Source organism: Burkholderia sp. AU19243 (assembly GCF_018148075.1).
Lineage (GTDB): Bacteria > Pseudomonadota > Gammaproteobacteria > Burkholderiales > Burkholderiaceae > Burkholderia > Burkholderia latens_A.
The window spans coordinates 159,511-179,333 of the sequence record NZ_JAGSTV010000001.1; the positions used below are offsets into that span (position 1 = coordinate 159,511).

Annotated in this window: 16 protein-coding genes; 6 read left to right on the forward strand and 10 right to left on the reverse strand. The window is 65.7% G+C overall.

From position 1 onward, the window contains the following. Positions 1-8: 8 nt before the first annotated feature. The gene (hemL, locus tag KDW55_RS00755; RefSeq protein WP_040143619.1) at positions 9-1,292 is read right to left on the reverse strand and encodes a glutamate-1-semialdehyde 2,1-aminomutase; all 1,284 of its coding nucleotides are present in this window, start codon (positions 1,290-1,292) and stop codon (positions 9-11) included. 178 nt (positions 1,293-1,470) lie between these two features. Then, a complete protein-coding gene (locus KDW55_RS00760) occupies positions 1,471-1,923 on the reverse strand; it encodes a hypothetical protein (protein ID WP_040143620.1) in 453 nt (150 codons plus the stop codon). A gap of 232 nt (positions 1,924-2,155) precedes the next feature. Between KDW55_RS00760 and KDW55_RS00765 the strand changes: the two genes are divergently transcribed. Beyond that, complete coding sequence (locus tag KDW55_RS00765) at positions 2,156-3,373, forward strand: Bcr/CflA family multidrug efflux MFS transporter (RefSeq protein WP_040143621.1); 1,218 nt, start codon at positions 2,156-2,158, stop codon at positions 3,371-3,373. Positions 3,374-3,704: 331 nt separating this feature from the next. Here KDW55_RS00765 and KDW55_RS00770 read toward each other — a convergent pair whose 3' ends face one another. The 3 genes from KDW55_RS00770 to zwf all read right to left on the reverse strand — a co-directional run bounded on the left by KDW55_RS00770 (position 3,705) and on the right by zwf (position 7,848). Continuing rightward, complete coding sequence (locus KDW55_RS00770; protein ID WP_040143622.1) at positions 3,705-5,633, reverse strand: bifunctional transcriptional regulator/glucokinase; 1,929 nt, start codon at positions 5,631-5,633, stop codon at positions 3,705-3,707. Further along, complete coding sequence (gene pgl, locus KDW55_RS00775; RefSeq protein WP_059543886.1) at positions 5,611-6,291, reverse strand: 6-phosphogluconolactonase; 681 nt, start codon at positions 6,289-6,291, stop codon at positions 5,611-5,613. Before pgl ends, KDW55_RS00770 begins: the two co-directional genes overlap by 23 nt. A gap of 87 nt (positions 6,292-6,378) precedes the next feature. Next, positions 6,379-7,848, reverse strand: a complete 1,470-nt coding sequence (zwf, locus tag KDW55_RS00780; RefSeq protein WP_040143624.1) for a glucose-6-phosphate dehydrogenase — start codon at positions 7,846-7,848, stop codon at positions 6,379-6,381. A 430-nt stretch (positions 7,849-8,278) separates the two neighbouring features. Between zwf and KDW55_RS00785 the strand changes: the two genes are divergently transcribed. The 4 genes from KDW55_RS00785 to ugpC all read left to right on the forward strand — a co-directional run bounded on the left by KDW55_RS00785 (position 8,279) and on the right by ugpC (position 12,679). After that, on the forward strand, positions 8,279-9,526 hold the full coding sequence (locus KDW55_RS00785) for an ABC transporter substrate-binding protein (protein ID WP_040143625.1): 1,248 nt from the start codon (positions 8,279-8,281) through the stop codon (positions 9,524-9,526). 138 nt (positions 9,527-9,664) lie between these two features. Further along, the gene (locus KDW55_RS00790) at positions 9,665-10,603 is read left to right on the forward strand and encodes a sugar ABC transporter permease (protein WP_040143626.1); all 939 of its coding nucleotides are present in this window, start codon (positions 9,665-9,667) and stop codon (positions 10,601-10,603) included. Continuing rightward, positions 10,593-11,450: a carbohydrate ABC transporter permease gene (locus tag KDW55_RS00795; protein ID WP_040143627.1), complete on the forward strand. Its 858-nt coding sequence runs from the start codon at positions 10,593-10,595 to the stop codon at positions 11,448-11,450. Before KDW55_RS00790 ends, KDW55_RS00795 begins: the two co-directional genes overlap by 11 nt. Before the next feature lie 110 nt (positions 11,451-11,560). Next, complete coding sequence (gene ugpC / locus KDW55_RS00800; protein ID WP_069241075.1) at positions 11,561-12,679, forward strand: sn-glycerol-3-phosphate ABC transporter ATP-binding protein UgpC; 1,119 nt, start codon at positions 11,561-11,563, stop codon at positions 12,677-12,679. A 356-nt stretch (positions 12,680-13,035) separates the two neighbouring features. Here the strand turns inward: ugpC and KDW55_RS00805 are convergent, their stop codons facing one another. The 5 genes from KDW55_RS00805 to trxB form a co-directional block, all read right to left on the reverse strand. Then, entirely contained in the window at positions 13,036-13,860 is an 825-nt protein-coding gene (locus KDW55_RS00805; protein WP_212197866.1) for a hypothetical protein, read from the reverse strand. A gap of 2 nt (positions 13,861-13,862) precedes the next feature. After that, on the reverse strand, positions 13,863-14,429 hold the full coding sequence (locus tag KDW55_RS00810) for a hypothetical protein (protein WP_212149495.1): 567 nt from the start codon (positions 14,427-14,429) through the stop codon (positions 13,863-13,865). Positions 14,430-14,606: 177 nt separating this feature from the next. Then, the gene (locus tag KDW55_RS00815; RefSeq protein WP_069241078.1) at positions 14,607-15,230 is read right to left on the reverse strand and encodes a trimeric intracellular cation channel family protein; all 624 of its coding nucleotides are present in this window, start codon (positions 15,228-15,230) and stop codon (positions 14,607-14,609) included. Continuing rightward, on the reverse strand, positions 15,217-15,996 hold the full coding sequence (locus tag KDW55_RS00820) for a Smr/MutS family protein (RefSeq protein ID WP_209825024.1): 780 nt from the start codon (positions 15,994-15,996) through the stop codon (positions 15,217-15,219). Before KDW55_RS00820 ends, KDW55_RS00815 begins: the two co-directional genes overlap by 14 nt. A 133-nt stretch (positions 15,997-16,129) precedes the next feature. Then, positions 16,130-17,092: a thioredoxin-disulfide reductase gene (trxB, locus tag KDW55_RS00825; RefSeq protein WP_059543883.1), complete on the reverse strand. Its 963-nt coding sequence runs from the start codon at positions 17,090-17,092 to the stop codon at positions 16,130-16,132. Positions 17,093-17,499: 407 nt separating this feature from the next. Between trxB and KDW55_RS00830 the strand changes: the two genes are divergently transcribed. Further along, positions 17,500-19,809 (forward strand): DNA translocase FtsK, encoded by a 2,310-nt coding sequence (locus KDW55_RS00830; protein ID WP_212149461.1) that lies wholly within the window; start codon positions 17,500-17,502, stop codon positions 19,807-19,809. Positions 19,810-19,823: the final 14 nt, after the last annotated feature.

Sequence of the window (19,823 nt, forward strand, 5' to 3'; positions counted from 1 at the left end):
GGCCCTGGTCAGGCGGCCAGCGCCGCGAACGCACGGCGCGCGGCCGCGAGCGTCGCGTCGATAACCGCATCGTCGTGCGTGCTCGACACGAAGCCGGCTTCGTACGCGGACGGCGCGAAGTACACGCCTTCGTCGAGCATCAGGTGGAAGAAGCGGTTGAAGCGCTCGATGTCGCTCTTCGTCACTTCCGCGAAGCTCGTCGGCACCTGCTCGGAGAAATACAGGCCGAACATCGCGCCGATCGAGTCGGCCGCGAACGGCACGCCCGCCGCGCGCGCTTCGGCCGCGAGGCCGTCGGCGAGGCGCTTCGTCTGCGCGGTGAGCGCATCGTAGAAGCCGGGCGCCTGGATCAGCTGCAGCGTTTTCAGGCCCGCTGCGACTGCGATCGGGTTGCCCGACAGCGTGCCGGCCTGGTACACGCCGCCGAGCGGCGCGAGGTGGGCCATGATGTCGCGGCGGCCGCCGAACGCGGCGGCCGGCATTCCGCCGCCAATCACCTTGCCGAGGCAGGTGAGGTCGGCCGCGATCCCGTAGTGCGCCTGTGCGCCGCCGAGCGCGACGCGGAACCCGCACATCACCTCGTCGAAGATCAGCACGGCGCCATGCTTCGTGCACAGCGTGCGCAGCGCATTCAGGAATTCGGGCGTGCCGCGCACGAGGTTCATGTTGCCCGCGACGGGCTCGACGATCACGGCGGCGATGTCGTCGCCGAAGGCGCCGAACGCTTCTTCGAGCGCGGCGACGTTGTTGTACTCGAGGACAGTCGTGTGCTTCGCGATGTCGGCGGGCACGCCGGCCGACGTCGGGTTGCCGAACGTCAGCAGGCCGGAGCCGGCCTTGACCAGCAGGCTGTCAGCGTGGCCGTGATAGCAGCCCTCGAACTTGACGATGCGGCTGCGGCCCGTGAAGCCGCGCGCGAGGCGCAGTGCGCTCATCGTGGCCTCGGTGCCGCTCGACACCATTCGCACCTGTTCGATCGACGGCACGAGCTTGCAGATTTCCTCGGCGATCACGATCTCCGCTTCGGTCGGCGCACCGAACGAGAAACCGTCGGCGAGCACGCTCTGCACGGCCGCCAGCACTTCCGGATGAACGTGGCCGACGATCATCGGGCCCCACGAGCCGATGTAGTCGATGTACTGCTTGCCGTCGGCATCCCAGAAGTACGGGCCCTGCGCGCGCGACACGAAGCGCGGCGTGCCGCCGACGGAACGGAACGCGCGCACCGGCGAGTTGACGCCGCCCGGAATGGTCTTCTGGGCGCGTTCGAAGAGGATCTGATTGTTGGACATGTGCGAAACCTGCGAGAGAAGGGCGCGGGGGCCGGTGCACGGGCCGCGGCGCCTGGGCGGAACGATCGTCCGATTGTACAAGAGACGCGCGCGGCAGGCCCGCGGGCTGGCCTGCGGCGTGTACGTGCGGGGGGAATAGGCGGAGCCGCCACGCGCGAAAGGTGCGCCCGCCCCCTTTTTATCGCGGCGGCCTGCGCTTGCCGGTCAGCTCGGCCCAGCGCTTTTCCAGCGGCCCCTCGACCATCGGCTTGATCGACGTACCGGAGCTCTGCGCGTCCCAGGTCTGCACCGAGTACGGATGCACGCGCAGCGCGTCGCGCGGAATCACGACCTCCTGATGCGCGTCGACGAGCCAGTCGTACACGAAGTCGATGCAGAGCCGGTAGCCCCGTTTCGTCGCCGGGTCGGCGACCTCGTACGGCGCACGCGTCACGTAGCCGGAGCCGAACACGCCTTTCGGCGCGTTCGCGACGCGGTGCAGGAACACGCGGTCGCCCGGCAGGATGCCGCGCGCGAAGCCGCAGCCCCATACGTCGTGCACGGCTTCGCCGGCCTTCACGCGTGCGGCGACGTCGGGCAGTTCGGGCCACGGCCACTTCTTGGGGCTCCAGATCAGCAGGAAGGCGGTCATCGTTCGGGTCGTACGTCGAAATGGTCTGACGAGAAAGGCGGCGAGCAGCAAGCTTAATCGAATCCACGTGCGAATTTCCGGGCGCAGATCGTGCGCGCGTATTCCGGCCCTGCGCGGCACGCGAAAAAGTTGCGCGTACAATCATGGGCCTGAACGCGCCGTTCGCGGCGCGGCCTCCCGTCTTCACCGCCACGCGCGCCCCGACGCGCGCGGGCCTCCAATCCGGAAACCCATGTCTCACGTCGTCCGGCGCCGGCCCGATGCCCGGCTGATCCTGTTGCTCGGCGCGCTCGCAGCCTGCGGGCCGATCGCAACCGACATGTACCTGCCGAGCCTGCCGTCGATTGCCGCGGGCTTCTCCGTGAGCCCCGGCGCCGCGCAGCGCACGCTGACGAGTTTCATGGCCGGCTTCTCGATCGGCATGCTGCTTTACGGCCCGCTGTCCGACACGTGGGGCCGCCGCCCGGTGCTGCTGGGGGGCATCGCGCTGTTCACGCTCGCGAGCGTCGGCTGTTTCGTATCGAGCTCGATCGACATGCTGATCCTCGTGCGCTTCCTGCAGGCGCTCGGCGCGGGCGCAGCGTCGGTGCTCGCACGCGCGATCGCGCGCGACGCGCACGAACCGACCGACGCGGCGAAGGTGCTGTCGATGGTCGCGATCGTCACCGCGGTCGGGCCGCTGCTCGCGCCGCTGCTCGGCGGCCAGGTTCTGCGCTTCGCCGGCTGGCGCGGCGTGTTCGTCGTGCTTGCCGCATTCGGCGCGTTGTGCGCGGCGACCGCGTACCTGCGCGTGCCCGAAACCTGGCCGAAGGAGCGGCGCAAGAGCGCGGCGGTGCTCGCGTCGTTCGCATCGTACGGACGCATCCTGTCCGATCCGGTCGCGTGGGGGCACATGCTGTGCGGCGGGATGGCGTTCGCGTCGATGTTCTCGTACATCACCGCGACACCGTTCGTGTACATCGAGTATTTCCACGTGTCGCCGCAGCACTACGGGCTGCTGTTCGGGCTCAACGTCGTCGGGATCATGATCGGCAACTTCACCAACACGCGGCTCGTCGGCCGTCTCGGCTCGCTGCGCATCATCTCGGCTGCGTCGCTCGTGAGCGTCGTTGCGTCGCTCGCGGTCGCGCTCGTCGCGCTGACGGGGTGGGGCGGGCTGTGGTCGATCGTCGTGTGCCTGTTCTTCGTCGTCGGCGTGGTTGGCATCCTGTCGGCGAATTGCACGACCGATCTGATGCATCGCTATCCGCACAATGCGGGTGCGTCGGCGGCCGTGTTCGGCGCGATGCAGCTCGCTCTCGGCGCGCTCGCGAGCGTCGCGATCGGCGCCCTCGCCGACGGTACGCCGTTCGCGATGGGCGTGACGATCGGCGTCACCGGCGTGCTGTGTTTCGTCGGACGCTTCCTCGTGCTGCGCTGGCATGGACGGGCGGTGCCGACCGGCGCTTGATCGGCGCGGCGCGCGCGGTGGCGGATGGCGACGGCCGCACGCGCAACCGCGATCCGTGCGATGCGTGAGCCCGAATGCGCGAGAGCACCGGAGCGCCTGCCGCGCATTCATTGATGCGTGTTCGGATAGCGATTGCCACGCGAAGCCCGCTCCTGTTTCCTGATGGCGACGCGGCTTCGCTGGCATCGTCGGTACAGTGCCGTGCGGTGTTCATCCGTGAATTCCTACGGCGACACGTCAAGCAACCCGCCCAATGCACAACACCCCGAACGCGGATCGGCCATCCAGCGTTCGGGGTGTTGCTTAACCGAGGCGTTTTCTTACCCCTGTATCAATCCCGCGCGACGTCCTTCGCCGCCGGCGACGCGCCATGGCTCAGCCAGTCGAGCACGTCGGCCGTTTCGTCGTCGCTTGCCCGCGCGCGCGCCTGCGCGACCGCGTCCGGCAGTTCGCCGTTGGTCGACGCGCGACGGATCGCAACGCCGACCGCCAGGATGTCGATCATCAGCAGATGCAGGATCCGCGAGATCATCGACAGCTGCGACTCGCGCATCTCGATGTGATCGGTTTCGAGTGCGACGGTCGCGCGTTTCGCGAGCGGCGTATTGCTCGACGTGATCGCGATCACCTTCGCGCCGGCCTGCATCGCGACGTCGAGCACGCGCAGCAGCTCGGGCGCGCGCCCCGACTTTGACACCGCGACGATCACGTCGCCCTTGCCGAGCAACGCGGCCGAAGCGGCCTGCATGTACAGGTCGCCGTACGCGATCGTCGGAATCCCGAAGCGGAAGAACTTGTAATGCGCGTCCTGCGCGACGATGTTCGAATTGCCGAGCCCGTAGAACTCGATGCGGCGCGCGCCGTTCAGTATTTCGATCGCGTTCTCGACATGTTCGAAGTTCAGGTGCTCGCGCAACTGCAGAATCGCAGACACCGTGTTGTCGAGCACCTTCGCGCCGAAATCGGTCGCCGTGTCGCCCAGATGCACCTGGCTGTGGCTCATCGGAATCGTGCCGGTGAGACCGGTCGCGAGCTTCAGCTTGAAATCCGACAGCCCCTGACAACCGAGCGAGCGGCAAAAGCGGATCACCGTCGGCTGGCTTACGTCCGCCTTGCGCGCGATGTCGACGATCGGATCGTTGATGATCGAGCGCGGATGGTTCAGCGCAAGATCGGCGACGCGGCGCTCGGCCGGCGTCAGCGCGTCGCGCATCTGGCGGATCCGCTCGAACACGGCCGACGACGCGCCGCCCGAACGGTTCGACAGCTGCTCCGCGAGAATGGCCGACACGCCGAGGAACGCCGGATATTCGGCGGTGATCAGGTAGGTCGGGATGTTCGCCAGATAGTGCGCGAAACGGCCCTTCGCCTCGAAGCGTGCACGGAACGACGAGCGCGTGAACAGCTCGCCGAGCTTCAGCGCGACACCGCCGCCGATATAGACACCGCCGAGCGCGCCGAGGGTCAGCGCGACGCTGCCGGCGAACGAACCGAGGATCCCGCAGAAGCATTCGACGGTTTCGAGCGCGAGCGCGTCGCCTGCATGCGCACGCTCGACGATCTCGGCCGTATCGACGGACGCGGCGACGCGCTTCTTGTCCCGCGCGGCGAGCGCCCGGTAGATGATCTCCATGCCCGGGCCCGCGCACACGCGTTCGAACGACACGTGCGGAAACTTCTTGCGCGCGTACTGCAGCACGAGATCCTCACGCTCGTCCTGCGGTGCGAACGACGCATGACCGCCTTCGCTGCCGAGCGCGATCCAGCGGTCGTCCGCTGGAATCAGGCCCGATACGCCGAGCCCGGTGCCGGGCCCGAGCAGCCCGATCACGCTGTTCTGGCGGCGCGCGCCGCCGCCGATCTGCACGCGCTGCGCGTCGGTCAGGCCGGGCAGCGCCATCGCGAGCGCGGTGAAGTCGTTGACGACGAGCAGCGTGTCGAAGCCGAGCGCGCGGCGCGTCGCTTCGATCGAGAAGCTCCAGTCGTGATTGGTCATCGTGACCTGGTCGCCGTCGACCGGGTTCGCGATCGCGATCGCCGCGTGATTCACGCGGCTGATCTTCACGTCCTTCAGATACTTGCGGATCGCGTCGGTGAGCGTCGGGTAGTCCGCACCGGGATAGACGCGGATCTGCGTGATTTCGCCCGGGCCGGTTTCCAGCGCGAAACGCGCGTTGGTGCCGCCGACGTCCGCGAGCAGGCGCGGGCCGTCGGCGTGCTGGCCGGCGACGACAGCCTTACTTTGCGCACCAGTAGACATCGAGCTTGGTCCCCTTGTCGTTGGCCAGTTGGGAAATCGCGTTTTTCTGCAGCGTGGCCGCTGCGGCGTCGAGCACGTCGCGCTTGGCGGCGCCGGCGATCAGCAGGAACAGCCGGTCGACGCGCTTGAGCGCATCGAGCGAATAGCTCACGCGCGCATGCGGCGCCGCACCGGGATGCACGGCGACGAAGCGTTCGGACGTCGTGATCGCGTGGTCCCATTCGGGCGCATCGGCGAAGATCGACGCGGTATGGCCGTCCTCGCCCATGCCGAGCACGGCGACGGTCGGCACGCGGTAATCGGCGTTCGCGTTGAGTGCGGCGACGTGCGCGTCGAGCGGCACGCGCGTGTCGACGAGCGGCAGGAAGCGGGCAGGGGCCGCTGCGTGCTGCAACAGCGTGTCGCGCACGAGCTGCGCGTTGCTGGCCGCGTCGTTCTCCGGCACCCAGCGGTCGTCGACCAGCGTGACGTCGACGCCGGCCCAGTCGAGCGCTGCATGCGACAGCGTTTGCAGGAACGGGCGCGGGCTCGTACCGCCGGACACCGCGAGCGTCGGGCGCGCGGGGCTGGCGAGCGCCGCGCGCAGCACATCGCCGACGGCGCGCGCGAGCGCTTCGCTTTGCGCTTCCTGGGTGTCGAAAGCGTGGATCTCGATCACATCTCCTCCGGACTGCTTTGTCTGTTCAATTCGTATGAATCGTGGGGCACGTTGCCGCGCGTACGATGTGCGCGGCAACGGTTTGCATCAGTTTTCCTCTTCGAGCCAGCAGGTGCCGTGCTGCGCGAGCATCGCGCTTGCCGCGGCCGGCCCCCACGTGCCCGCCGCGTACGGCTTCGGCGGCTTCAGCGTGCGCGCCCATTCGTTCAGGATCGGCTCGACCCAGCGCCACGCGGCCTCTTGCTCGTCGCGGCGCACGAACAGCGCGAGGCGGCCGTTGATCACGTCGAGCAGCAGACGCTGGTACGCCTCCATCTGCCCTTCCTTGAAGAACTGGTCGAACGCGAGGTCGAGGTGCACGCTCGCGAGATTCATCCCTTCGCCGGGCTGCTTCGCGAGGCAGTACAGGCGGATCGTCTCGTTCGGCTGCAGCCGGATCACGAGACGGTTCGAGCCTGCGCGCAGCGCGGTCGGCCCGAGCGCCGAGTGCGGCACCGGACGGAAGTTGACGACGATTTCCGCGACGCGATCGGCCAGCCGCTTGCCGGTGCGCAGGAAGAACGGCACGCCGGCCCAGCGCCAGTTCTCGATCTCGACCTTCAGCGCGACGAAGGTCTCGGTCTGGCTGTCCGGCTTCACGCCCGGCTCGGTCGCGTATGCCGGCACCTGCGCGCCCTTGATCACGCCCGCATGATACTGGCCGCGCACCGCGACCTTGCCGATGTCGCGCGGATCGACGGGTTTCAGCGCGCGCAACACGCGCAGCTTTTCGTCGCGCACCGAGTCCGAATCCATCGAATGCGGCGGCTCCATCGCGACGATCGACAGCAGCTGCAGCAGGTGGTTCTGCACCATGTCGCGCAGCGCGCCCGTATTGTCGTAGAAATCGCCGCGCGCCTCGACGCCCAGCTCCTCGGCGATCGTGATCTGGATGCTCTCGACCCATTCGCGGCGCCACAGCGGCTCGAACAGCGCATTGCCGAAGCGCAGCGCGAGCAGGTTCTGGACCGGCTCCTTCCCGAGGTAGTGGTCGATCCGGTAGATCTGGTCTTCCGCGAAGATTTCGCCGACCGCGTCGTTGATCGCATTCGACGAGCGCAGGTCGTAGCCAAGCGGCTTCTCGAGCACGATCCGCGCGCCTTCGTTCAGGCCGACCGACGCGAGCGCCTTGCAGATCGGCACGAACAGCGACGGGCCCGTCGCGAGATAGAACACGCGGATGCCGGGCAGATGCGCGATCGCGTCGCGCAGCACGACGTAGTCTTCCGCGCGGCCGAGATCGAGGTTCACGTATTCGATGCGCTCGAGGAAAGACTTCCATGCGCTTTCGTCGAATGCGCTGCCGGCTGCCTTCGTCGCATGCGGTTTCACGTGCGTGTCGACCCACTCGAGATAGTGGGCGCGATCCGATTCGTGTCGCGCGACGGCGATGATCCGGCCGCCTTCGGCGAGCATGTTGCCGCGGTGCGCTTCGAACAGCGCGGGCAGGATCTTGCGCATCGACAGGTCGCCGGTGCCGCCGAAAAGTACGAAGGTAAAGCTGGAATCGGTATGCATGTGTCTCCGCCAGTTGGGGTGCTCGGAAGCGATCCGTAGTGCGATAAAAATATTTTTGACACTGAATTGTAGTTTAACTACAATCCGCCGCAAGGGGTAGCACCTGGGTGAAGAAAAAAAGATGTGCGGTCGACGAACTGCACGAGCTTCGCCTTCGGGAGCGCCTTGTGCCGAATGGTATCGGACATTGACGGAGCGCATCGGTCGCGCGCCGTCGCCCCCGGGCTCGCGCCGCGGCATCGCGGCGGGCCAGAAACACAAAGAGGAGACACGCCGTTGAATCTCGATTCACGCTTTCTGTAAGAGCCCGGCCGGTCATCGGCCCCGTACGCTGCATGCGTCCCGCGGCTCGATTTCCCCGTCGTTTATCAAGAAGCCGGTTCCCCGTCGGGGAGCCTCACGAGTTGATTCAGTCTGGAGGAGATAAGTAATGAAAGTTCGCTCGATCATGGGCGCGCTCTGCGCCGCGGGTCTGATGGCTGGCGCCGTGGCGGCGCAGGCAGCCGAGAACGTGACGGTGCTGCACTGGTGGACCTCGGGCGGCGAGTCCAAGGCCGTCGGCGTGCTGAAGGACGACATGCAGAAGCAGGGCTACGTGTGGAAGGACTTCGCGGTCGCGGGCGGCGCGGGCGCGGCGGCCATGACCGCGCTGAAGACCAAGGTGATCAGCGGCGACGCACCGTCGGCCGCACAGATCAAGGGCCCGCTGATCCAGGACTGGGCCGACCAGGGCGTGCTCGTCAACATCGATTCCGCCGCGGGCGACTGGAAGCAGAACCTGCCGCCGGAAATCGACAAGATCATCAAGTACAAGGGCCACACGGTCGCCGCGCCGTTCTCGGTGCACCGCGTGAACTGGCTGTACATCAACAAGGCCGCGCTCGACAAGGTCGGTGCGAAGGTGCCGACCACGTGGGCGGAATTCTTCGCGGTCGCCGACAAGCTGAAGGCCGCGGGCATCCAGCCGGTCGCGATGGGCGGCCAGCCGTGGCAGGACCTGACGCTGTGGGAAGACGTCGTGCTGTCGCAGGGGCCGGCGTTCTACAAGAAGGCGCTCGTCGATCTTGACCAGGCGACGCTGACGTCGCCGCAGATGGTGTCGGTGTTCGATACGGTGCGCAAGATCCAGGGCTACTTCGACACTGGCCGCAACGGGCGCGACTGGAACCTCGCGACCGCGATGGTCATCAACGGCAAGGCCGGCATGCAGTTCATGGGCGACTGGGCGAAGGGCGAGTTCGAGAACGCCGGCAAGAAGGCGGGCAAGGACTACATCTGCGCGCCGGTGCCGGGCACCGCGAACGCGTACACGTTCAACGTCGACTCGTTCGTGTTCTTCCAGCAGAAGGGCGAGAAGAACGCGACGCCGGGCCAGATCGCGCTCGCGAAGACGATCATGACGCCGGAGTTCCAGGAGCAGTTCAGCCTGTTGAAGGGCTCGGTGCCGGTGCGTCTCGGCGTGAAGATGGACAAGTTCGACGACTGCGCGAAGAAGTCGTACGCGGACGAGCAGACCGCGATCAAGTCGGGCGGTTTCGTGCCGTCGCTGGCGCACGGGATGGCGCAAGGCGATGCGACGGCCGGTGCGATCACCGACGTCGTGACGAAGTTCATGAATTCGCAGCAGGATTCGAAGAGCGCAGTGGCCGCGCTCGCGAAAGCCGCGAAGGTGAAGTAAAGCGCGACAGGCGCCCGGCCGGAAACGCATCGTCGGCCGGGCGTTTTTGCATGTGCAGCAAACGGGCTCGCCCGCGGGCCCGCGCCGTACCGGTGCCGGCCCCGGCCTGCGCCGCCCTCGTTCCAGGAGTCGAATCAAGTGGCTGCCCCTCTTAGCGGAAACGGATCCGGCACTGCCGTCGCGCGGCGCACGTCGCCGATGTCGGCCTTCGCCGATCGCTGGATCCCGAAGCTCGTGCTCGCGCCGAGCCTCGCGATCGCCGTGGTGTTCATCTACGGCTTCATCCTGATTACCGGCTATCTGTCGCTGACCAATTCGCGGCTGTTGCCGAACTACGAATTCGACGGCTTCGGCCGTTACACGGACCTGTTCCAGAACGATGTGTGGTGGACTTCCGCCGCGAACCTCGGCTGGTTCGGGATTCCGTTCATCGCGATCTGCGTCGGGCTCGGCCTGTTCCTCGCGATCCTGCTCGACCAGCGCATCCGCAACGAAGGCGCGCTGCGCGCGATCTTCCTGTACCCGATGGCGCTGTCGTTCATCGTGACCGGCACCGCATGGCAGTGGATCCTGAACCCGGGTCTCGGCCTCGAGAAGGTGATGCACGACTGGGGCTGGACGAGCTTCTCGTTCGGCTGGCTCGACGATCCGGACAAGGCGATCTTCTGTATCGTGATCGCGGCCGTGTGGCAGTCGACCGGCTTCGTGATGGCGCTGTTCCTCGCGGGGCTGCGCGGCGTCGACGGCGAGATTTTCAAGGCCGCTCAGGTCGACGGCGCGACGCTTCCGACCATCTACCGCAAGATCGTGATCCCGAGCATGCGGCCTGTATTCTTCTCGGTGCTGCTGATCCTGTGCCACATCACGATCAAGACGTTCGACCTGGTCGTCGCGCTGACCGCGGGCGGGCCCGGCACGTCGTCGTCGCTGCCGGCCATGTTCATGTACACGTTTTCGTTCAACCGCGGCCAGTTGGGCCTGGGCGCGGCGTCGTCGGTGATGATGCTCGCGACGGTGGTCGCGGTGCTGGTGCCGCTGATGTATATGGAATCGAGGAGCACCCGCAATGCAGCCTAAGATGACGATCAGCCGGGCAGTGATCTATGCGGCGCTGATCCTGTTCGCGCTGTATTTCCTGTTCCCGATCTACGTGATGCTGTCGACGTCGTTCAAGGATCTCGACCAGCTTCGTACCGGCAACCTGTTGACGCCGCCGTCGCACTGGACCGTCGATCCGTGGGTGAAGGCGTGGAGCGGCGCGTGTACCGGCGTGCGCTGCGACGGGATGAAGCCGTTCTTCCTGAACTCGCTGCAGATGGTGATTCCGGCCGTGCTGATCTCGTCGCTGATCGGCGCGTTCAACGGCTACGTGCTCACGCACTGGCGCTTTCGCGGCGCGGATGCGCTGTTCACGATGATGCTGGTCGGCTGCTTCATTCCGTTCCAGGTCATCCTGCTGCCGATGGCGCGTCTGCAGGGGATGCTCGGCCTTGCGAACACGATTCCGGGCCTGGTGTTCGTGCACGTCGTGTACGGGATCGCATTCACGACGATGTTCTTCCGCAACTTCTACGTGAGCGTGCCGGCCGAGCTCGTGAAGGCCGCACGCATCGACGGCGCGGGCTTCTTCACGATCTTCACGAAGATCCTGCTGCCGGTGTCGCTGCCGATCTTCATGGTGTGCCTGATCTGGCAGTTCACGCAGATCTGGAACGACTTCCTGTTCGGGATCGTGTTCTCCGGCGTCGACTCGATGCCGATCACGGTCGCGCTGAACAACCTCGTGAACACGTCGACGGGCGTGAAGGAATACAACGTCGACATGGCCGGCGCGATCATCGCCGCGCTGCCGACGCTGCTCGTCTACGTGGTCGCCGGCCGCTACTTCGTGCGCGGCCTGACGGCGGGCGCGGTGAAGGGGTAAGCGCGGCTTCATCCGATACGACGAACCGGCCGCGCGCGACGCGCGGCGCATCGAAACGAACCCGACGCGGCGCCGTAGCGCCGCGCGAGACGAGACAGAGGATTCACAGCATGGCAAGCCTTTCCATCCGTGACGTGTACAAGACCTACCCGAACGGGGTGCCGGTCCTGAAGGGTGTCGACATCGAGATCGAGGACGGACAGTTCCTGATCCTGGTCGGCGGATCGGGCTGCGGGAAATCGACGCTGCTCAACATGATCGCCGGCCTCGAGACCGTGACGAGCGGCGAGATCTGCATCGACGGCAAGGTCGTCAACGACTTGTCGCCGAAGGATCGCGACATCGCGATGGTGTTCCAGTCGTACGCGCTGTATCCGTCGATGACGGTGCGCGAGAACATCTCGTTCGGCTTGAACATCCGCAAGGTGCCGAAGAGCGAGCAGCAGCAGATCGTCGAGCGGGTGTCCGCGATGCTGCAGATCCAGCATCTGCTCGACCGCAAGCCTGGCCAGCTGTCGGGCGGCCAGCGCCAGCGCGTCGCGATGGGCCGCGCGCTCGCGCGCGATCCGTCGTTGTTCCTGTTCGACGAGCCGCTGTCGAACCTCGACGCGAAGCTGCGCATCGAGATGCGCGCGGAAATCAAGCTGCTGCACCAGCGCCTCGGCACGACGATCGTCTACGTGACGCACGACCAGATCGAGGCGATGACGCTTGGCGACCGGATCGCGGTGATGAAGGACGGTGTCGTCCAGCAGTTCGGCGCGCCGCAGGAAATCTACGATTCGCCGTCGAACCTGTTCGTCGCCGGCTTCATCGGCGCGCCGCCGATGAACTTCATCAACGGCAAGCTGGTGGAGCAGGGCAGCGGCGTCGCGCTCGAGATCGACACGGGGCTTGGGCGCAGCGCGCTGAACCTGCCGTTCGACGCGAAGCGGATGAACGGCCACGTCGGCCGCGAGGTGATCCTCGGCCTGCGTCCGGAGCGCATCACCGACGCGCGCAACGCGCATCACGGCGAGGCGTCGAAGCTGCAGCCGATCGACGTGCGCGTCGACGTGACGGAGCCGACGGGGCCGGACACGCACGTGTTCGCGCAGGTGAACGGCAAGCGGATCGTGAGCCGCGTGCATCCGGCCGCGAATCCGCAGCCGGGGCAGACGCAGTCGTTGCTGTTCGACGTGTCGAAGGCGGTGCTGTTCGATCCGGCGTCGGAAGAGCGGATTGCGTGAGGCAAACACGCTTGGGGCTATCGACGATGTGTTCAGGCCACAGATGGTTTGGCTGCTCGTCGACTGCCCGGGCGTAAGCCAGGCCGCTGCATTCGCGGTCGTTACAGCCTTTCCTCGATGTCTGAGGGCCGCACGGTGCAGTCACGGATGCGGCAGTGAGAGGAAATATGAACCGATCGCGTGTAGCGCAGGCATGAACAGAAGACACGTGAAGACGGCTGGAAAATAAAGATTCGAGCGGCGTATCTTGGGAAATAAGCCGGCCACTGCGACAAGCAAACACACTGTCGCGAGTGCACCGAATAGATCGCTATCCGCGATCATCAGAAAAAGCGCACGCATGTCCGTTCCACGGCTTACTGGTTAAATGCGGTGAAATTCCAGCGATACAGCTGAAACTGCTTCAGAAAGTCTTTGACTTCGGCGCCTGTTGTCTCGTTTCTGTAGTCCCACCCGTCCTCGCCGGATGTGTAATGCCCATTCTCGACCCTCATGCCTGCGTAGCTGCCACTTCGCGGATCCGCACGATTGCGACCGAAGATTCGCATGATTGTTGTGAACGGGCGAACGATCACGCCACTCGAATTACCCTGCATGATCGCAATGGACGACGGCGAGACCCTTATGACCATTTGAACGTGGTGTCCGATGCCTGCGCGATCATTGGCCTGTACAAGCATGTCTCCAGGCAGCAGTGACTCCGGCGCGTGGAGATGCACGGTGTTCGAATCTGTACGCTGTAAGTCTGGTGCGCCGAAAGTCAGCGATACCATATCGGCGAAACCGTACATTGTCGAATCGTATCGTCCATGCTCGGACTCGCCGTAGATTTCGATATTCCGATAGCTTCGTACGTCCGTTGTCAGGCAGAGCGGCAGCCCTCGCAAGGCGGAAAACTGGATAAGCACGCGTAGTGCGAAGTCCTCGCACGTAAATCGATTCGCGCGCGTGCTTCCATTGCGATCCCAATAAGTTTCTGTCTGGATTTGTGTTGCCAGCTGTGGCAGCGTGAGATGGTATTCAGCGATGTCGGTATCAGTCCACTGACGGACCGTTTTCCAGAATGTCTTGAACCGCGCAGTGACCGGCTTCGGTGAAGTATCGCTCGTTGGCGTGGTCGTGCGTGTTGCGATCCGCTTGTATCGATTGCCGTCAGGCGACACGTGAGTATGGTCCGGCATGGCTATTCCGCGAGATAGATCGTTATGTTTTCCGCGTGCCGCACCGAGGCAAGCAGGTGCGTGTATCCCAGCCTGTCCGTCGTGCCGTATTCGAACGTTCCCGTGTCACGCCGCAGCGCATAACGGGCGTAGCTCAGAGGATTGCCGGCAATGTCCCGAAGGACGAAGCGATCGTCATAGACGAGCGGCACAGGCGGCTGGAGGGACGACATCGCGGCGGGGGCGGGTATTTCCACGTTGTGCGCTATTCCTTCTATTTTCCATTTGCGTCCGTACCGGGAGTTGATGCGTGGAGGACGGTCGCATTGGCATCGAACCCAATCTCCGCTCAGCGCCTGAACTCTTCCTGCGCATGTGAAGTCGCGTAATCGCTTTGCATTTGGAGCCCAGGGTGCAGCTTCAATTGTTCCGATGCTTTCGCAGGTGCTACACCATGCACGTTGTCCGACGAACGTGATTCTTCGATGCTTGCCGTCGTCACCGACGATCGTTCCGCATTTGCCCCCGTCGAGGACGTAGCCGCCACTGTCCAGTGGATCGTCTTCGACCACCGCATAAAAGATGACCATGTCGCTGCCGCTAGGTTGAAATCATGCGGCGGAACGTAGCATGGTTTTGTCGCGAAATGAAAGGAGAATGTAAAGAATTGTGTCGATATGCACTCGCTCGTTTTGATCTGAATCACGAGCGTCCAGCGGCAAGGGACTGCCGAATCGGTCCCTTGAGATGCTGGAAAACGGTTTGCGTCAGTGCGGCAACCGCACGTCGAGTTTGAACGTGACGAGCCGCGCGACGAGCGTAAGCGCGGTCGCGAGCAGCATGCTGTACACCAGGTCGCACTGCAGCCACACGAGCAGCAGATAAAACCAGCAGCCGACGAACGCGCAGGTCGCGTACGGCCGCGAATCGCGCAGGATCAGCGGGATGTCGTTGCACAGCACGTCGCGAATGATGCCGCCGACCACGCCGGTGATCACGCCCATCATCACCGCGATGAAGCGCGGCATCTCGGCATCGAGCGCGATCGCGGTGCCCGAGATGCTGAAGATGCCGAGCCCGATCGCGTCGGCCACCAGCAGCATCCGCTCGGCCGAGAGCCGCGACAGCAAGCGCAGCACGAACGGTGCGAACAGCGCGAGCACGAAGATGGCGATCACGTAGTCGTCGTGCACGACCCAGTAGAACGGCCGGCGCTCGAGCAGGATGTCGCGCAGCGTGCCGCCGCCGAACGCGGTGGCGAGCGCGACGACGAACGTGCCGACCGAGTCCAGGCGATTCTTGCGCGCCTCGATGAACCCCGAGATCGCGAAAGCCAGCGTCGCGATCGCCTCAAGCACCGCGATCGCAAGCGTCAGCCTAGGATGCGGCACGCGGCCCCCGTTCGGCAGGCGCCGTCAGCGGCTGCAGCAGCACGAGCACCGCGCCGGCGCCGCCGTCGTGGCCGCGCGCTTCGCAGAACGCGATCACTTCCTCCTTCTGCACGAGCCACGCGCGCACCTTGCCCTTCAGCACGGGTTCCTTGCCGATCGACCCGAGCCCTTTTCCATGGATTACGCGCAGGCAGCGCAGCCCTTTCTTGCCGGCTTCGCGGATGAATTCGGCGAGCGCGTCGCGCGCCTCGTCGCGCCGCATCCCGTGCAGGTCGAGCTGCGCCTGCACGATCCACGCGCCGCTGCGCAACTTGCGCACGACGTCGCGACTGATGCCCGGGCGGTGGTAATACAGCGATTCGTCGCTGTCGAGCAGCGTCTCCGGATCGAATTCGTCGGACAGCGTCGCGTTCAGCACCGCTTCCTCGTCACGCTGGGTCTGCTTTGGCACTGGCGCGGGCGGGATGCGGCCGGACGCTGCCCGCGGCGGCGCGTTCAGCGGGCGGATCGCGCCGATTTCGTTGCGGAACAGGTTCGCGTCGGCTTCGGCCTTGCGTGCGGCCTGCGCGGTTTCGATCCGCGCGCGCTCGCGACGCTCGGCTTCGCCCTGCAGTGCGCTGCGCAACGCGCCGAGGCCCGCGAGGCCCTGGCCGCGCAGCGCGGAGGGGGCCGGCACGGGCGGCGGCGCCGCGGGCGCGGGATTCGCGGAACGGGCAGCGATCTGCCGCTTCGCGGGATCGCTCGGATGAGGCTGGTTCTTCGCCATGATTCGATAACGGGGCAAGCGCGTTCGGGCGCGCGGGCACAAAAAAGCCGCTGCGCGGCAGCGGCTTTCCGGTCAAGCGCGCTGCACGGCAGCGGACGCCATTGTAGCGCCCGCCGCGGCAAACGCTTGCGGCTTACTTCTTGTCGTGCAGGCTTTCCAGGTAGCGCTGCGCGTCGAGCGCGGCCATGCAGCCGGTGCCGGCGCTCGTGATCGCCTGGCGATACACGTTGTCCTGCACGTCGCCGGCGGCGAACACGCCCGGCACGCTCGTCGACGTCGCGTTGCCCTGCAGGCCGCTCTTCGTCAGGATGTAGCCGTCTTTCATTTCCAGCTGACCCTGGAACAGGTCGGTGTTCGGCTTGTGGCCGATTGCGACGAACACGCCCTGCACGGTCAGATCCTGCGTCGCGCCCGTTTTCACGTTCTTGATGCGCAGGCCCGTGACACCCGACTCCTCGCCCGTCACTTCGTCGAGCACGTGATCCCACTTGATGTCGACGACGCCTTCCTTTTCCTTCTCGAGCAGCCGGTCGATCAGGATCGGCTCGGCGCGGAACTTGTCGCGGCGGTGGATCACCGTGACCTTCTTCGCAATGCCCGTCAGGTACAGCGCTTCCTCGACGGCCGTGTTGCCGCCACCGATCACCGCGACTTCCTGGTTGCGATAGAAGAAACCGTCGCAGGTTGCGCAGGCCGACACGCCCTTGCCCATGAACGCTTCCTCGGAGGGCAGGCCGAGATACTGCGCGGATGCGCCGGTCGCGATGATCAGCGCATCGCACGTGTATTCACCCGAGTCGCCGATCAGCCGGATCGGCTTCTCGTGCAGCTTCGCGGTATGGATGTGGTCGAAGACGATTTCGGTGTTGAAGCGCTCCGCGTGCTCCTGAAAGCGCGCCATGAGTTCCGGGCCTTGCACGCCCTTCGCGTCCGCCGGCCAGTTTTCAACGTCGGTCGTCGTCATCAGCTGGCCGCCCTGCGCGATGCCGGTGATCAGCACCGGGGACAGGTTGGCGCGTGCCGCGTAGACGGCGGCCGTGTAGCCGGCGGGGCCGGAACCGAGAATCAGGACTTTGGCGTGTTTGGGCGTGGACATGTGCGAATCCGTAAAAGTCGGCCGCGGCGGGCTGGGTAAGGCGCGCCGAGCGGTCTGGTTGACCGGGATGCCGTCGTAGATGGGTATCAGACGCGCATTATAAAGGCCCCGTTGCTGCGCTGCCGAACGAGAGTTTCAATCGCGACGATAGCGTTTCGCGGCTGGCCGGCGCGCGCAGCCATGGGCGGCCGGGCGGAAGCGCCGACTACCGGCGGCGGCGCACCGCGCGGTGCATTGTCGCAGCCGGCGCGTCCGGCTCGCATCCGCCGTAGCCGCCTTAGCCACCGGATGAGCGGCGCGTCGCTTTGATGTAACCGTCATTTACACTTGGCGGCCCGATGCAGCGTTTACAATAAGCGCGATCGAACGACAGGCGGGCGCGCGGCCCGTCCTCTTTATACGGATTCATGGCAAAAGCTCCTTATTCCGCCCAGGCACAGGCGTTGCCGCACCGGATGTCGAAGCTCCTCACGGAGATCCGCTGGATTCTCCAGGTCGCGCTCTGCGCTTTTCTGGTGATGGCCCTGCTGAGCTATAGCCGGCGCGATCCGAGCTGGACGCATGCCGCGCAGGTGGACCACATCTCGAACTGGGCCGGGCGCGTCGGCGCGTGGACGGCCGACATCATCCTGCTGCTGTTCGGGCTGTCCGCGTATTGGCTGATCGTGCCGCTCGCGCGGCGCATCGCGGTCAACTACCGGCGCATCACGCGTCACGAGGCGGTCGTCGACGAACCGGAGCGGCCGATCGGCTGGCTTACCGAAATCTTCGCGTTCGTGCTCGTCGTGCTCGCGTGCGATGGCATCGAAGCGCTGCGGATGTGGTCGCTGAAGGTGCAATTGCCGCGCGCGCCGGGCGGCGTGATCGGCGAGGCCGTCGCCGGCGCGATGTCGCACGCGTTCGGCTTCACTGGCGGCACGCTGCTGCTGCTGATTCTGCTGGCGATCGGCTTGTCGCTGTATTTCCGCTTTTCGTGGCTGTCGGTCGCCGAGCGCGTCGGCGGCGCGATCCTGTCGGCCGTCAACGTCGCGAAGCTGCGCCGCGAGGCCGAGCGCGACCGCAAGCTCGGCGAGGCAGCGGCCGTGCGTCGCGAAGGCAAGGTCGAGGAAGAGCGTGTGCGCATCGAGGATCACGAGCCCGTGACGATCGTGCCGCCGGTCGTCACGCCGGCGAAGTCCGAGCGCGTCGAGCGCGAGCGCCAGGTGCCGCTGTTCACCGATCTGCCGGGCGACTCGACGCTGCCGCCGGTGTCGCTGCTCGATCCCGCACCCAAGACGCAGGAAGCGATTTCGGCCGATACGCTCGAATTCACGTCGCGCCTGATCGAGAAGAAGCTGAAGGATTTCGGCGTCGAGGCGAGCGTCGTGGCCGCGTATCCGGGCCCCGTCGTCACGCGCTACGAGATCGAGCCGGCCACCGGCGTGAAGGGCAGCCAGATCGTCAACCTTGCGAAGGATCTTGCACGTTCGCTGTCGCTCGTGTCGATCCGCGTGGTCGAAACGATCCCCGGCAAGAACTACATGGCGCTCGAGCTGCCGAACCAGCGCCGCCAGACAGTCCATCTGTCCGAGATCATCGGCTCGGAGGTCTATGCGGCAGCATCGTCGGCGCTGACGCTGAGCCTCGGCAAGGACATCGGCGGCAAGCCCGTGTGCGCGGATCTCGCGAAGATGCCTCACTTGCTCGTCGCCGGCACGACCGGTTCGGGCAAGTCGGTCGGGATCAACGCGATGATCCTGTCGTTGCTGTACAAGGCGACCGCCGAGCAGGTGCGCCTGATCCTGATCGATCCGAAGATGCTCGAAATGAGCGTCTACGAAGGCATTCCGCATCTGCTGTGTCCGGTCGTCACCGACATGCGCCAGGCCGGCCACGCGCTGAACTGGACGGTCGCGGAAATGGAGCGCCGCTACAAGCTGATGAGCAAGCTCGGCGTGCGCAACCTCGCCGGCTACAACAACAAGATCGACGACGCGGCGAAGCGCGAGGAAAAGATTCCGAATCCGTTCAGCCTGACGCCGGACGATCCCGAGCCGCTCGGCCGCCTGCCGAACATCGTGGTCGTGATCGACGAGCTGGCCGACTTGATGATGGTCGTCGGCAAGAAGGTCGAGGAGCTGATCGCGCGGATCGCGCAGAAGGCGCGCGCGGCCGGCATCCACCTGATCCTCGCGACGCAGCGTCCGTCCGTCGACGTGATCACGGGCCTGATCAAGGCGAACGTGCCGACGCGAATCGCATTCCAGGTGTCGTCGAAGATCGACTCGCGCACGATTCTCGACCAGATGGGCGCCGAATCGCTGCTCGGCATGGGCGACATGCTTTACCTGCCGCCGGGCACCGGGTTGCCGGTGCGCGTGCACGGCGCGTTCGTCGCCGACGACGAAGTGCATCGCGTCGTCGAGAAGCTCAAGGAACAGGGCGAGCCGAACTACGTCGAAGGGCTGCTCGAAGGCGGCGCCGCCGACGGCGACGAGGGCTCGGCCGGTGCGGGAACCGGTGAAGGCGGCGGCGAGTCAGATCCGCTGTACGACCAGGCGGTCGAAATCGTCATCAAGAACCGCCGCGCGTCGATCTCGCTCGTGCAGCGCCATTTGCGGATCGGCTACAACCGCGCGGCGCGGCTGCTCGAACAGATGGAACAGTCGGGGCTTGTGTCGGCGATGTCGTCGAGCGGCAACCGCGAAATTCTTGTGCCGGTGCGCGACGCGGAATGAGTCCGCGGCGCTCG